We start from the raw sequence: 12,917 nt of genomic DNA, 5'->3' as shown, positions 1-12,917 counted from the left end.
ATGCGCGGGTGGGTCAGTCCTCGGTGGGGCGACGGCGGCGGGAGACCACCACGAGCGCCGCACCGGCGGCGACGGCCGCGGCGGCAACGCCGGCCTCGGTGCCGAGGCCCTCGGCTCCGGTGGCGGCGAGCTGCCCGGGGCGGGCGGCGACGGTACCGGTGGTGGTGGCGCGGGTGGTGGGTGCGTAGCGGGTGCCGGTACCGGAACCGGTGCTGCCGACCGCGGCCTGAACGACCTGGCCGGCCGGGGCGGTCGGGCCGGGCGTGGCGGTGGCGGTGTCCTGCGGTGCCGGGGAGGCGGCCGGCGCCTGCTCGGTGGGCTGAGCGGAGGGCTGAGCGGTGGGCTGGCCACCGGCCTTCGCGGCGGCCTCGTCCTTGGCGCGGGCCGCGTCCCAGCCGTACTCCAGGAAGCCCAGGACGGCCTGGTCGCTGCCCTCCAGGGCCGCGAGGGCGGCCTGCCGGACCGCCGGGCCGCCGCTCTCGGCGATCTGCGAGACCCTCACCCGGTGGTCGCTCATGCGCACCGCCGCCAGCTCGGACTCCAGGAAGCTGCGCAGGCCGGCGGCGTCGCGGTCGAGCGCCTTCCGGGCGGCGCTGCGGGTGTGCGGGCCGGTCTGCGGGTCGGCGACGATCCGCTCGATCTCGGCGTGGTCGTCCTCGGCGCGGGCCGCGAACTGGCCCTCCTTGAGGAACTTGACGATGTCCGCGTAGGTGCCGTTGATGGCCTCACGCGCGGCCTTCTGCACGGCGGGCCCGCCCTTGGCAAGGATCTGGGTGACCTCGACGCGGTCGTCACCGGCGCGCACCTCGGCGAGTTCGACCTCGATGAAGTGCCGCAGCGCGGTGGTGGTCCCGGCGTCCAGGGCCTTCTGGGCGGCCACCCGCAGGCGTCCGCTGGTCTGCGGATCGGCGAGGATGCGTTCGATCTCGTTGCGGTCGTCCTCGGCGCGGGCCGTGAACTGGCCCTCCTTGAGGAAGGCGATCAGGGCCTCGTGGGTGTTCGCGGTCACCGCGGCCACCGCGGCCCGCTTCACGGCCGGGCCGCCGACGGCGAGGGCCTGGAAGACCTTCACCCGGTCGTCGATGTAGCGGGCATTCTCCAGGCCCTCCGCCAGGTAGTGCCGCAGGGCCTCGGCCGTTCCGACGTCGAGGGCCTTCTGAGCCTCCTCCCGGACCGATATTCCGCTGTCCTCGTCCGCGAGGATCCGCTCGATCTCGGCGCGGTCGAGTTCCTCCTGGGTCACGCCGCCCTCGGCGGCGGCCGTCCGGGGCCCGGGGGCGCCGCCGGGCTGGGAGGCCTCAGCAGTGTCGGGCTGGGAGGCCTCGGCGGTGTCGGGCCCGGCGACGCCGGCCGGCTGGGGAGTGTCGGCGGCCACGGCCGACGACGGGAAGAGAACGGCAGGGGCGAGGACCGCGGCCGCGACGACGGCGGTGACCCGAGGAAGCTTCATCCGGCAGAACCTGCTCTGTACGAAGAGTCTGTGAACGCACGAAGCATAGAGCGTCCGGGCCGATCGTCACATCCCCTTCTTGTCAGGGGAGTCCGGCGGAGTCGGCCGTCCACCGCCGGACGGCCACGGACGGCCACGGACGGGCAGACTTGGCCCATGGGCCAGGATGACGAGGAGCGGCGGCCGGTGCCCGCCGAGCTGCGCGGATACCTGGGGGAGGTCGTCCGCCGGGTGCGGGCGGTGTGCGGGGCGCGGCTGGTGAGCGTGGTGGCGGTCGGGTCGGTGGCGCTCGGCGACTACCGGCACGGCCGCAGCGACGTGGACGTCGTGGTGGTCGTCGAACCGGGCCTGCCGGCGGCGGCCCTGCGGCGGCTGGCCGGGGAGCTGGCCCATCCGGGGCTGCCCTGTCCGGCGGCCGGGCTGGAACTGGTGGTCCACGACGCGGAGTTCGCCGGGCGGTCGGCGGGCGGCCCGGGGTTCCTGCTGAACCTCGACACCGGGCCGCTGCTGGCGGAGCGCGCCGACCTGGACGGTGCCGGGGCGGCGGCGTTCTGGTTCGTCATCGACCGCTCGATCGCGCACCGGGCCGGGATCACCCTGTGGGGCGCGCCGGCGCGCCAGGTGATCGCGGAGCCCGCGTCCGCCGACCTGTTCGCCGCACTGCGCGCCGCCGTGCGCGAGCACGCCGACGGGCCGGGGCACCGCGCGGAGGACCGGGTGCTCAACGGCTGCCGGGCGGTGGTCTTCTGCCGCTCCGGCGGATGGTCGGCCAAGCGGGCGGCGGCCCGGGAGACCGCAGCGGCCGAACCCCGGTTCCGGGCGCTGCTGGAGGCCGCGGTGCGCGGCTACGAGCGGCCACGGGCGGCGGCCGGGGCGGCGCTGCCGGACGCGGAGGTGCGGGCGTTCCTGGCCTGGGCGGCCGAGCGGGTGGCGGAGGCGGGCGGGTGAGACCGGCGGCTAGGCTTCAGGCGGCAAGGCTCAGCGGCGAGGCTCAGGCGGCGACGGGGCGCGTGGCCGCGAGCAGCTGGTCGAGGGTCACCAGGCGGTAGCCGCGTGCGCGCAGCCCGGTGATGACGGCGGGCAGCGCGGCGACGGTCTGCGAGCGGTCCTCACCGCCGTCGTGCATCAGGATCACCGAGCCGGGGCGGACCTGGCTCAGGATCCGGTCGGCGATGACCTCGGGGCCGGGCCGCGACCAGTCCTTGGCGTCGACGTCCCAGAGCACCGTGACGAGGCCCAACCCGTCGACCGCACGGAGCAGTTCGGGGCTGCGCCCGCCGTACGGGGGGCGCAGCCAGCGGACCGGGCGGTCGTCGCCGCAGGCCTCGGCGAGCACGTCACGGGTGTGGCCGAGCTGGCGGGCGAGGCCGATCGGGCCCAGGTCGGGCAGGTAGGCGTGGGACCAGGTGTGGTTGCCCAGGGTCTGGCCCGCGTCGGCGATCCGACGCACCACGGCGGGGTGGGCCAGGGCGTTCAGGCCGATGCAGAAGAAGGCGGCCGGGGCGTCGTGGCGGTGCAGTACGTCCAGCACCCGCGGGGTGAACTCCGGGTGCGGGCCGTCGTCGAAGGTCAGCGCCACCAGCGGTCCGGCGTCCTCACGTCCGGTCAACAGCCGTCCTCGGGAGGCGAGTTCGCTCTCGACCGGCGCGCTGGCCCGATCCGCGGCCGCGATCTCCTCCTCGCGGCCGCTCATCGTCCAGGCCGCGGCGGGCAGCGCCGCCAGGGCCTCGGCACGGGAGCGGCCGAGCGCGGCGAGCGCCTCCGCCGTCGCACCGCCGTCCGCGAGGAGCGGTGGGTCGGCGCGCAGCACGGGCACCCCGGCGGCCGTGAGGGAGGCGTCCATGACGCCGTTGGCGCTGTCGACGACCACGGTGAGGCCGTCCGGGGTTCGGGCCGCCAGTTCGATCAACCGGGCCACCGGCCGTTCCACGCCGCAGTGTTCGAACACCTCGACCGCCCCCGGCACGGCGATCCGGTAGCCCTCACGCGTCACACCCACACCCGCGAACCGCACCGCGCTGCCCTCCCTGGGAACGATCGAGGCCGACGGGACGGCTCCGGGCACCACGCGGGGTCCCGCCCCCACAGGCGTCCCCGACGGCAGGCAGCCCAGATCATACGGACGCCCGCCCGCCAGGACGATAGGGCGGAACGGAATGAATCCGATGACACCGGCGCGTGATTGACGCCGAGACAGGAAACGACAGGACAGGACACGAAAGGTCGCGACGGGGAGCGGCCGGGTGAGCCGGGGTGCTCTCCCTAAAGTGGGGCCATGACCGATCCGCAGCCGACCTCGCCCTTCCACGCCGCCAACGCCGATCCCGCGGTCACCGGCCGGTTGGTCGCCGCGCTGGACGCGCAGGCCGCCAACGCCGGTGTGCGGCGGCTGCGCGCGTGGGCGCACGAACGGCTGGCGGCGGCCCCCGGCGAGCGGGTGCTGGACGTCGGGTCCGGCACCGGTTCGGAGACGCGGGTGCTCGCCGCGGCGGTCGGGCCGGGCGGCAGCGCGATCGGCCTGGAGCCCAACCCCGGACTGCGTGCCCTCGCCGAGCGGCGCGCCGCCGAGGCCGGGAGCGCGGCCCGCTTCCTGGACGGCGACGCGCTCGCGCTGCCGCTGCCGGACGCGGACCTGGACGCGGTGCGGTGCGAGCGGGTCCTGCAGCACCTGACGGATCCCGCGCGGGCCGTCGCGGAGATCGCCCGGGTCCTGCGGCCCGGCGGCCGGGTCACCCTGCTGGACACCGACTGGGCCACCTTCATCCTCCACCCCGCCTCCCCCGGCGTCCGGTCCGCGCTGGCCACGGTCGTCCGGGACGCCGCCGCCACCCCCGACGCCGGGCGCCGGCTCGCCGGCTGGCTGGCGGAGGCCGGGCTGACCGTCGATGCGATCGGCTCCGACGTCCTGCTGCACGACCCACGGTCCGTCACCTGGCCCCTGGTGCGGGGGCTCGGCGCGGCGGCCGTCGGGCGGGGCCTGATGAGCGTGGAGCAGCGCGACCGGCTCTACGAGGACCTGACGGCCGCCGCCGAGCGGGGCGCCTTCCACCTGTCGGTGACGATGTTCGCGGTCGCCGCCCACCGGCCGCGCTGACGGCACCGCGCCACCGCTCCCCGGGGAGCACCGGACGCCGGCGCTCCTGGCGGGGCCGACGGCCGCCGCGGGTGGTCGGCCCCGGGGCAGAGAGGGGCGTCCGGGCTACTCCTCGGCCCCGGATCCGGCGGTCGGCCGCCGGGCGGGGAGCCGGCGGGTGAACAGGACGGCGGCGGCGGTGATGCCCGTGCACGCGAGGACCGCGGCCTTGAGTCCGTTGATCTGTGCGTCCTGGTAGCTCTCCACCACGGCCGCGGCCTCCTCCGGCGGTATCCCGGGCTGCGCCGCCAGCGCCGCCGCCACCTGGTCGGCGGGCACGAAGGACAGCCCCGCCTCCACCCGGACCCCGGCCTGCTCGGCGACGGCGGCGGAGACCCGGGGGTCGCTCTCGATCCGGCTGGTGACGGACGTCGCCAGGGCGCCGATCAGGATCGCGCCGATCAGCGCCGTCCCGAGCGAGGAGCCGAGGTTCTGGGCCGTGTACTGCAGCCCGCCCGCCTCGCTGCGCTCCTCCTGCCGCACGCTGGACTGCACCGTGTTGCCCAGCTGGGAGGCGAGCATCCCCATGCCGATGCCGAGCAGTGCCATCGCCCCGGCGAACGAGCCGCCGCGCAGCTCCGGTCCGATGACGGTGATCAGCCACAGGGTGGCGGCGACCAGGACCAGCAGCCCGGCCCGGACGATGGTGCGGGTCGAGGCGAACCGCAGCAGCAGGGAGCCGGACATCGAGGCCGCGAGCATGGTGATGGACACCGGCAGCAGCCGCAGGCCGGTCTGGAAGGCGTCCAGGCCCTGGACGACCTGGAGGTAGAGCGGGATGACGAAGAACAGGCCCAGCAGGACGGTGTTCTGGTTGAACAGGGTCGCCAGGCCCGAGCGCAGCGTCCGGTTGTCGAACAGGGCGAGCGAGACCAGCGGGTCGAGGCCCTTGGCCTCCCGGCGGCGTTCGTGCAGGGCGAACGCGTAGATCAGCGCGCCCCCGAACGCCACCGCGAACAGCGTCGGGGCGAAGCCGAGGACGGTGAACGGCGGGTTGCGGGGCTGGACCCAGCCCCAGGTGCCGCTCTGCAGCACCGCGAGCACCATCGCGGCGAGGCCGGCGGCGGACAGCACCACGCCCGCCACGTCCAGCCGGGGGCGCCGCTCCGGTGGTGGCTGCGGCGGCACCCAGCGCATCAGGAACAGGATCACGACGACCAGGACCACCTCCCCGGCGAACACCAGCCGCCAGGTCAGGTAGGTGGTGACCCAGCCGCCGAGCAGCGGCCCCACCGCGATGCCGGCACCCGCGAGTCCGCCGACGACGCCGTAGGCCACGGCGCGGTCGCGGCCCCGGTAGGTGCCGGCCACCAGCGCCGCCAGCGCGGGCAGGACCAGGGCCGCGCCCAGTCCCTCGATGACCGACCACCCCAGCGCGAGCACACCCACCGTCGGGGCCACCGCGGTCAGCCCCGATCCGACCGCGTACACGACGAGCCCGACCACGAAGACCCGGCGCCGCCCGTACATGTCGCCGAGCCTGCCGCCGGTCAGCATGAAGGAGGCCATGACCAGGGTGTAGAGGGTGATGACGGCCTGGATCGCGGTCACCTCGGTGTCGAAGTCCTCGACCAGCTGGCTGATCGACACGTTCATCACCGAGGCGTCGAGCACCATGAGGAACTGGGCCGTCCCGAGCACGACCAGGGTCTTCCAGCGGTTCATCACGTCACCACCACGTCACCCGCCTCGCCGCCGCGCGCCCAGCACGCGGTCAGCTGCCGAGGATCCGGGCCTTCTGGGCGGCGAACTCCTCCTCGGTGAGGACGCCCTGGTCCTTGAGCGCCGCCAGGTCCTTGAGCTGGTCCAGCTTGTCCTCCATGGTCGGCGCGGCGGGCGGTGCGGCGGCCGGCGGGGGCGGGGGCGCGGCGGGCTCGGCGTAGGAGCCGGCCTGCGGGGCGTCCTGCTGCGCCCAGCGGCCGGCCTGGCGGCGGGAGACCCGGTTGGAGACGGCGGTGGCCGTTCCGGCGACCACCGCGGTACGGGCGACTCCGCGGAGCAGTCCGGGCATGGCTTCCTCCTGGGGTGAGGGGGGGTGAGGGAGGGGTGGGGCTCAGCTCGCGGCGTCGAGCCGGTCGAGCGAGTCCAGCACCGTCAGCAGGTCCTGGACCGGGACCCGCCCGCCGGCGACGAGGCGCGCGTCCTCCCGGCGCAGCGCGGACACCAGCGGCGCCGCCCAGCGGTTCTCGTAGAGGAGGACGGCGGCGGAGTCGCCCGGTTCCAGCAGTGCGCCGGCCTCGGCGACGTCGGACTCGCCGAGCACGCCGGAGGAGGCGCCCTCGAAGACGGTCAGGTCGAGACGGCCCTCGCCGGTCACATCGGCCAGTTCGGCGCCGACCACCGTGCCGTCCGTGTCCTTGCGGACGAAGGTCAGGTCGAGGATGCGGATGATGCCGCGGTCGACCAGGTCGACGAGCAGGGGCAGTCCCTCGCCGGTGAAGTGGCTTCCGGGGAACGCGATGACCAGGTAGTCGATGGGGCCCAGGTCGTCGAGCTCGCCGCGGGTGTCGGGTTCGCTGCTCACGTCGGCTCCTGTCGGAGGAGGGCCGGCCGACGGCGTCGGCCGGGAGCCGGCCCCGGACGCTGCGGTGAAGCCGACCCTCGGCGAAGTTAACCCGCCGGGCCCGCTCTCCGGCTCACCTGTTCGGGGTGACCCGAGCCGTGACCCGGGCGCTCCCTCCGCCGGGGGGAGCGCCTCACCCCTGTGGGGTAACCCTGCTCGCCGTCCGCCCGGCGGGGGCCTTGGCTGGTGTCCACGGCGACCGTCCGCTCGGTGCCGTCGTTCCGCCCCGGACCGCCCAGAGCGAGGAGCCGCCCGCATGCCACCGGACGAGTCCAGCACACCGCAGCCCGACCGCCCGGAGCCCGTCCGCCCGGACGCGGGCGAGCTGGAGGCGCTCCACCACCGGGTCGCCCAGCTGGAGGCCGAGGCCCGGCGCGGGCCGCAGCACCACCGGCTGCGCACCACCGGCGCGACCGTCCTGGTGATCGTGGCCTCGGTGCTGTCGCTGCTCGCGGTGATCGCGGTCTGGACCCACGACGAGATCACCGACACCGACCGGTTCGTCGCCACCATGGCGCCGCTGGCCCACAACCCCGATGTGCAGAACGCCCTCGCCAACCGGATCACCGATGCCGCGACGGAGCAGATCGACGTCAAGGCCGTGGTCAACGACCTCTCCCAGGCCGCCGCCGAGCAGGGCGTGCCGCCCCGGCTCGCCCAGCTGCTGGGCGGGCTGACCGGTCCCCTGGAGGGGGCGCTGACCGACCTCGTGCACGGCGCCGCCACCCGGGTGGTCACCAGTGACGCCTTCGCCACCGTGTGGGAGGACGCCGTACGGGCCGCGCACGGCACCATGGTCAAGGCCCTGACCGGCCAGGGCGGCGGCGCGGTGGAACTGAAGAACGACGAGGTCGTGATCGACATCGGGCCGATGGTGGAACGCGTCAAGACGGAGCTGGTCAACGCCGGTTTCGCGCCCGCCGCCAAGATCCCGGAGGTGCACACCTCGTTCGTGGTGTTCTCCTCGCCCGACCTCGCCAAGATCAAGGGCTGGTTCCGGCTCCTGCAGATCCTCGGCTGGTGGCTGCCGGTCATCACGGTCCTGATCGCCGCGGCCGGCGTGCTGACCGCCTTCAACCGCCGCCGCGCACTCGTCGGCGCCGCGCTCGGCATCGGGGCCGCCATGCTGCTGCTCGGCATCGCCCTGGCGGTCTTCCGCTCCTACTTCCTGGACCACCTGCCCGCGGACGCCTCGCAGGCCGCCGCCGGCGCCGTCTACGACGCCCTGGTGCACTACCTGCGCGTCGGCGTACGGATGATCGGCTTCCTGGCGGTGGTCGTCGCACTCGGGGCGTTCTTCATCGGTCCCTCGCGCGCCGCCGTGACCATCCGCTCGGTGACCGGGCACGGGGTCGCGGCGCTGCGGTCCTCCGCCGACGCGGCGGGGTTCCGGGCCGGGCCGGTGGAGCGCTTCGTCCGCCGCTGGAAGCGCTGGCTGGGCGTGCTGATCCTGGTCGTCGCCGCCGTGGTCTTCGTCCTGTGGGACCACCCGACCGGGATGGTGGTGTTCTGGTTCGCGGTGGTCGTGCTGGCGGCCTTCGCCCTGCGCGAGTTCTTCGCCCCCGCCCACCCGGTCACCCCCGCGCCCCCGTCCCCCGCGCCGACGCCCCCCGCGCCGGCCGGGGCGGGGGACGGGGAGCGGTGACGGTTTGCCGCGTCACTCCAGGACGAGCGCCTTGGCGCGCTGGTACTCCTCCTCCGTGATCGAGCCGTCGCGCTTCAGCTCCGCGAGCCTGGCCAGCTCCTCGGCCGCGCTGGCCGGCTTGGTCTCCGTCGCGGCCGCGTCACGCACGTAGGTGCGGAACTCCGCCTCGGCCTCCTTCGCGCGCGCCATCTCGCGCATCCCCATGCCCTTCCCGCGCGCGATGAGATAGATGAACACACCCAGGAACGGCAGGATGATCAGCAGCACGCACCAGCCCGCCTTGCCCCAGCCGTTCACGGAGTCGTCCCGGAACAGGTCGCCGAAGACCCGGAACAGGAGCATGAACCAGAGGATCCAGAGGAAGATCCACATGGTCGTGAGGAAGATGTTCAAGAGCGGATAGCTGTCCATCGCCCGCCTCCGGAGGAGAAGCCGAACCCCCTCGCGCCCACCGTCGCCCACCCCGCCCGCCCGCGCACCACCCCTGACGGGTGAGCCGGGTGTCAGTCGGCGGGGGTGCGGAGGGCGCGGGCGAGGGCGGCGGCGGTTCGGCGGACGTCGGCTTCGGTGGTGCGCCAGTTGCTGAAGGCGGCGCGCAGGGCGGGGACGCCGGCGTAGTGGGTGGGGGTCAGGAACGCCTCGTCGGCCACGGCGGCGGCCAGGGCGGCGAGGCGTTCGGCGTCGGGGTCCTCGGCCAGGGTGAAGCAGACGACGTTCAGCCGGACCGGGGCCAGCAGCCGCAGGCCCGGTGTGGCCGCGACGGCCTCCCCCAGTACGCGGGCGCCGGTCACGCAGCGCTCGACGATCTCCCGGTGGCCGTCCCGGCCGTAGGCGCGCAGGGTGAACCAGGCGGCGAGGGCGCGCAGCCGGTGGGAGTTCTCCGGGGTGAGGTGCACCAGGTCGGGGTGCTCGCCGAGCGGGCCCAGGTAGGCGGCCGCGTTGCGGAACACCTCGGCCTGGAGGTCGGGGCGCCGGGTGAACTGCACGGCGCTGTCGTACGGCACGTTGAGCCATTTGTGCAGGTCGACGCAGATCGAGTCGGCCCGGTCCAGGCCGGCCACCAGGTCGGCGTGCTCGGGGACCAGGGCGGCGAAGGCGCCGAACGCGGCGTCCACGTGCAGCCAGCAGCCGTAGCGGTCGCGCAGGTCGGCCAGCGCCCGCAGGTCGTCGAAGTCCACCGTGTTGACCGTGCCGGCGTTGGCCACCAGCACGCAGGGGCCGTCGGCCTCGGCCAGCGCCCGCTCCAGCGCGGCCGGATCCACCGCCTCCCGCCCGGGCAGCACGGGCACCGGTACCAGGGCGGCCCGGCCCAGGCCCAGCACGGACAGGGCCTTGGCGACGCTGGAGTGCGCGCTGCCCGACAGCACCCGCACCCGGCCGAGCGCGCCGGTGCCGTCCCGCGCCACGTCCACACCGAGGCGTTCGCCGAGCCATTGGCGGGCGACAGCCAGGCCGACCGTGTTGGACATGGTCGCGCCGCTGACGAAGGTGCCGCTGTGCGCGGCGGAGAGCCCGAACAGTTCGCGCAGCCAGCCGACCGTCTCCCGCTCCAGCTGCTGGCCGGCGCCGTCCAGCGAGGAGTTGGAGTTCTGGTCGGCGGCGGCGGTCAGCCAGTCGCCCGCCAGCGCGGCCGGGGTCGCGCCGCCGGTGACGAACCCGAAGTAGCGCGGCCCGGCCGCGGCCGAGAGCCTCGGCTCCCAGCGCTCGGCGAACTCGGCCAGCGCCACCCGCAGACCACCGCCCCGGTCGACCAGCGGCGTCCGGGCGGGCGGGTCGGCCGGCGGGACCACCGGCCGCTCGTCGAGCGAGCCGAGGAAGGCGGCCGCGGCCTGCCGGGTCTCCTCCAGCAGGGCGGGCAACCGCTCCAGATCGGCGGCGAGTTCGGGGTGCATGGCGCGCTGCCTCCGGTCGGTCGGCTGTGTGTCGTCGACGGTAGCCGCCGGGCCGCACGGCGTCCCGGTCCAATCCGCGGCAGGTGGCCTGATCGGACACGTGCTCGGACGGCCGACGCCCGGAACGAGTCGGCGGGGACCGGGCCGGCGGCTTCAGGCGTGCAGGGGCGGGCCGGCCTGGCTGGTCACCAGTTCCCGGTAGGGGGCGCAGCGGGCGAGCAGGGTGGGGTGGTCGGCGGCGTCGACGACGGCGCCGCCGTCCATCATGATCACGTGGTCGGCGTGCTGGACGGTGGAGAGCCGGTGGGCGACGACCACGACGGCGCTGCGGCGGGCCAGTCGGTCGACGATCTCGCGGAAGCGCAGTTCGTTGAGGCCGTCGAGCTGGCTGGTGGGCTCGTCCAGCAGGACGATGTCGGCGTCGGCGAGCAGTGCGCGGGCCAGGGCCATCCGCTGGCGCTGGCCGCCGGAGAGGTCGAACTCCCGGCCCAGGACGGTGTCCAGGCCGTGCGGGAGGCGTTCGACGTCCTCGCTCAGGCCGACGGTGGCCAGGGCCCGGGCCAGCTCGTGCTCGTCGGCGGCGCCGGCCCGGCCGAGCTGGAGGTTGTCGCGGGCGCTGGCCTCCAGGAGGGTGAACGCCTGGTCCACGTACGCCATGCGGGCGCGCAGTGCGCCGAGCGGCCAGGCGCGCAGGTCGTGGCCGAGGACGCTGACCGATCCGGCGCCGGGCCGTACGAAGCGGCCGACGAGCGCGAGGGCGGTGCTCTTGCCGGCGCCCGAGGGGCCGACCACGGCGGTCAGTCCGGTGCGCGGGATGCTGAAGGAGGCGGCGCTGAGGGCGGCGCGCCGCGCGCCGGTGTGGGTGTAGGAGACGGTGCGGAAGACCACCGCCGGGGCCTCGGGCGCGGGGACGGGCGCCGTCCGGGCGGCGTCGTCCGGCTCCGCCTCGGGGGCCAGCGCGAGGAGTTCGTTGCAGCGGTCGCGGGCGGCCAGCCCCGCCTGGAGGCGGCCGAACCCGGTGGCCAGCGTGTTGACGGAGGGGACGGTCTGGAGCAGGTAGAGCAGGAACGCGGCGAAGGCCGCCACCTGCAGGTGGCCGGCCGCCAGCCGCGCGCCGCCGGTGAGGATGACCGCGATCATGGCGAACTGGTTGCCGAGGGTGAGCACCGCCGGGACCAGGGCGCCGAGGCGGGCGCCGGTCAGCGAGACGGCGCGCAGGTGCTCGGCGTCCTCGGCGAGGACGCGGTCGGCCAGTTCCTCGGCCCGGTAGGCCTTGATGGTGGTGAGGGCCTCCAGGTCGGCGGTGAAGCGCTGGGCGATCCTTCCCACCGCGTCCTGCTGTCCGGTGACGTTGGCCCGCATCCGCCGGGTGATCACCAGGACCAGGGCGGTGAGCAAGGCGAGCGCGGCCACGGTGACCACGGTGAGCACCCAGTCGATCCACACCATGACCGCGAGGGTGGCCAGCACGCTGAGCGCGGCGAGCGGCAGCTGCATCGCCACTTCCACCACCTGGCCCAGCAGTTGGGCGTCGGAGGTGACGCGGGCGGCGAGTTCGCCGGTGCCCCGGGCCCGGACGACGGGCAGCGGCAGGCGTAGCGCGTGGGCCATCAGGGCGGTCCGCAGCCGGTAGGTCATCCCCTCGCCGACCTGCGCCAGTTGGAAGCCGGAGAGGGCCTGGGCCACCGCGCCGGTGAGGGCGGCGGCGGCCATCATCAGCAGTCCGGGGGCGAGCGAGCGGTGGTCGGAGAAGTCGCCGACGATCCGGCGGACCAGCAGCGGGAGCGCGAGGGCGGCGGCGGTGGCCACCACGGCGAGGGCCAGGGCGGCGGTGAGGCGGACCGGCTGGGCGGTGAGTTCGCGGCGCAGCCGGACGAACGGCGGCGCGGGGGCCGGGGCGGGCGCGGAAGCGTCGGCCGGCTCGGCGGCGTGGGCGGGCGCGGGCGCGGGCCGGTCGGCCACGGAACACCTCTCTCCTGGGGCGGGACCGTCGGGAAGCGGCGGTGGCCGCCGCGACCGGGACCCGGCCGGATGGTCCGTGGACCCTCCGGCCGGGTCGACCGTCACGGGCCGCCCGTGCGGGCGGCCGGTCGGGTCAGAGACAGAGCAGGGTGCTGACGGTGCTGGTGCCGCAGTTGAGGACGCTCAGCGAGCTGGTGCTCGCGAGGGTGTCGTCGATCGGGGCCGCCTCGGTCTCGGGCAGCTCCAGGGTCTGGAGGTCGAGGATCGCCATG

At 75.3% G+C, this 12,917-nt stretch carries 12 protein-coding genes; 3 read left to right on the top strand and 9 right to left on the bottom strand.

What is annotated here, in order from left to right; genetic code table 11:
* Positions 1–13 precede the first annotated feature (13 nt).
* On the bottom strand, positions 14–1,450 hold the full coding sequence (locus tag ABZW10_RS12950) for a hypothetical protein (protein ID WP_355363427.1): 1,437 nt from the start codon (positions 1,448–1,450) through the stop codon (positions 14–16).
* Between the two features lie 156 nt (positions 1,451–1,606).
* Between ABZW10_RS12950 and ABZW10_RS12945 the strand changes: the two genes are divergently transcribed.
* A complete protein-coding gene (locus ABZW10_RS12945; RefSeq protein ID WP_355363425.1) occupies positions 1,607–2,398 on the top strand; it encodes a nucleotidyltransferase domain-containing protein in 792 nt (263 codons plus the stop codon).
* Positions 2,399–2,441: 43 nt separating this feature from the next.
* Here ABZW10_RS12945 and ABZW10_RS12940 read toward each other — a convergent pair whose 3' ends face one another.
* Positions 2,442–3,449: a polysaccharide deacetylase family protein gene (locus ABZW10_RS12940; protein ID WP_355363423.1), complete on the bottom strand. Its 1,008-nt coding sequence runs from the start codon at positions 3,447–3,449 to the stop codon at positions 2,442–2,444.
* A gap of 276 nt (positions 3,450–3,725) precedes the next feature.
* Between ABZW10_RS12940 and ABZW10_RS12935 the strand changes: the two genes are divergently transcribed.
* Entirely contained in the window at positions 3,726–4,544 is an 819-nt protein-coding gene (locus tag ABZW10_RS12935; RefSeq protein WP_355363421.1) for a methyltransferase domain-containing protein, read from the top strand.
* Positions 4,545–4,649: 105 nt separating this feature from the next.
* Here the strand turns inward: ABZW10_RS12935 and ABZW10_RS12930 are convergent, their stop codons facing one another.
* The 3 genes from ABZW10_RS12930 to ABZW10_RS12920 are packed head-to-tail and all read right to left on the bottom strand — an operon-like array spanning position 4,650 to position 7,107.
* Positions 4,650–6,248, bottom strand: a complete 1,599-nt coding sequence (locus ABZW10_RS12930; RefSeq protein WP_355363419.1) for an MFS transporter — start codon at positions 6,246–6,248, stop codon at positions 4,650–4,652.
* Positions 6,249–6,297: 49 nt separating this feature from the next.
* Positions 6,298–6,594, bottom strand: coding sequence for an SHOCT domain-containing protein (locus ABZW10_RS12925; RefSeq protein WP_355363417.1), 297 nt, complete (start codon positions 6,592–6,594; stop codon positions 6,298–6,300).
* Positions 6,595–6,636: 42 nt separating this feature from the next.
* Positions 6,637–7,107 carry a DUF6325 family protein gene (locus ABZW10_RS12920; protein ID WP_355363415.1) on the bottom strand — a complete coding sequence of 157 codons (471 nt, stop codon included), beginning with the start codon at positions 7,105–7,107 and terminating at the stop codon, positions 6,637–6,639.
* Between the two features lie 295 nt (positions 7,108–7,402).
* Between ABZW10_RS12920 and ABZW10_RS12915 the strand changes: the two genes are divergently transcribed.
* Complete coding sequence (locus ABZW10_RS12915) at positions 7,403–8,791, top strand: hypothetical protein (protein WP_355363413.1); 1,389 nt, start codon at positions 7,403–7,405, stop codon at positions 8,789–8,791.
* A 12-nt stretch (positions 8,792–8,803) separates the two neighbouring features.
* On the opposite strand, the gene ABZW10_RS12910 is transcribed toward ABZW10_RS12915, so the two are convergent.
* The 4 genes from ABZW10_RS12910 to ABZW10_RS12895 all read right to left on the bottom strand — a co-directional run bounded on the left by ABZW10_RS12910 (position 8,804) and on the right by ABZW10_RS12895 (position 12,916).
* Entirely contained in the window at positions 8,804–9,202 is a 399-nt protein-coding gene (locus tag ABZW10_RS12910) for a PLDc N-terminal domain-containing protein (protein ID WP_355363411.1), read from the bottom strand.
* A gap of 92 nt (positions 9,203–9,294) precedes the next feature.
* A complete protein-coding gene (locus tag ABZW10_RS12905; RefSeq protein WP_355363409.1) occupies positions 9,295–10,683 on the bottom strand; it encodes a pyridoxal-dependent decarboxylase in 1,389 nt (462 codons plus the stop codon).
* A 153-nt stretch (positions 10,684–10,836) separates the two neighbouring features.
* Positions 10,837–12,645 carry an ABC transporter ATP-binding protein gene (locus tag ABZW10_RS12900; RefSeq protein WP_355363407.1) on the bottom strand — a complete coding sequence of 603 codons (1,809 nt, stop codon included), beginning with the start codon at positions 12,643–12,645 and terminating at the stop codon, positions 10,837–10,839.
* Positions 12,646–12,778: 133 nt separating this feature from the next.
* Complete coding sequence (locus ABZW10_RS12895; RefSeq protein ID WP_350571418.1) at positions 12,779–12,916, bottom strand: SapB/AmfS family lanthipeptide; 138 nt, start codon at positions 12,914–12,916, stop codon at positions 12,779–12,781.
* Position 12,917 lies beyond the last annotated feature (1 nt).

It is taken from the genome of Kitasatospora sp. NPDC004723 (genome assembly GCF_040609255.1).
Taxonomy (GTDB): domain Bacteria; phylum Actinomycetota; class Actinomycetes; order Streptomycetales; family Streptomycetaceae; genus Kitasatospora.
The sequence above is the reverse complement of the archived record's forward strand: the minus strand, read 5'-3'. Positions and strand labels throughout refer to the sequence as shown.

Bases quoted from the DNA above. Each gene is read 5' to 3' on its own strand.
- ABZW10_RS12950 (WP_355363427.1), bottom strand. From the start codon at position 1,450: ATGAAGCTTCCTCGGGTCACCGCCGTCGTCGCGGCCGCGGTCCTCGCC.
- ABZW10_RS12945 (WP_355363425.1), top strand. From the start codon at position 1,607: ATGGGCCAGGATGACGAGGAGCGGCGGCCGGTGCCCGCCGAGCTGCGC.
- ABZW10_RS12935 (WP_355363421.1), top strand. From the start codon at position 3,726: ATGACCGATCCGCAGCCGACCTCGCCCTTCCACGCCGCCAACGCCGAT.
- ABZW10_RS12930 (WP_355363419.1), bottom strand. From the start codon at position 6,248: ATGAACCGCTGGAAGACCCTGGTCGTGCTCGGGACGGCCCAGTTCCTC.
- ABZW10_RS12925 (WP_355363417.1), bottom strand. From the start codon at position 6,594: ATGCCCGGACTGCTCCGCGGAGTCGCCCGTACCGCGGTGGTCGCCGGA.
- ABZW10_RS12915 (WP_355363413.1), top strand. From the start codon at position 7,403: ATGCCACCGGACGAGTCCAGCACACCGCAGCCCGACCGCCCGGAGCCC.
- ABZW10_RS12910 (WP_355363411.1), bottom strand. From the start codon at position 9,202: ATGGACAGCTATCCGCTCTTGAACATCTTCCTCACGACCATGTGGATC.
- ABZW10_RS12905 (WP_355363409.1), bottom strand. From the start codon at position 10,683: ATGCACCCCGAACTCGCCGCCGATCTGGAGCGGTTGCCCGCCCTGCTG.
- ABZW10_RS12895 (WP_350571418.1), bottom strand. From the start codon at position 12,916: ATGGCGATCCTCGACCTCCAGACCCTGGAGCTGCCCGAGACCGAGGCG.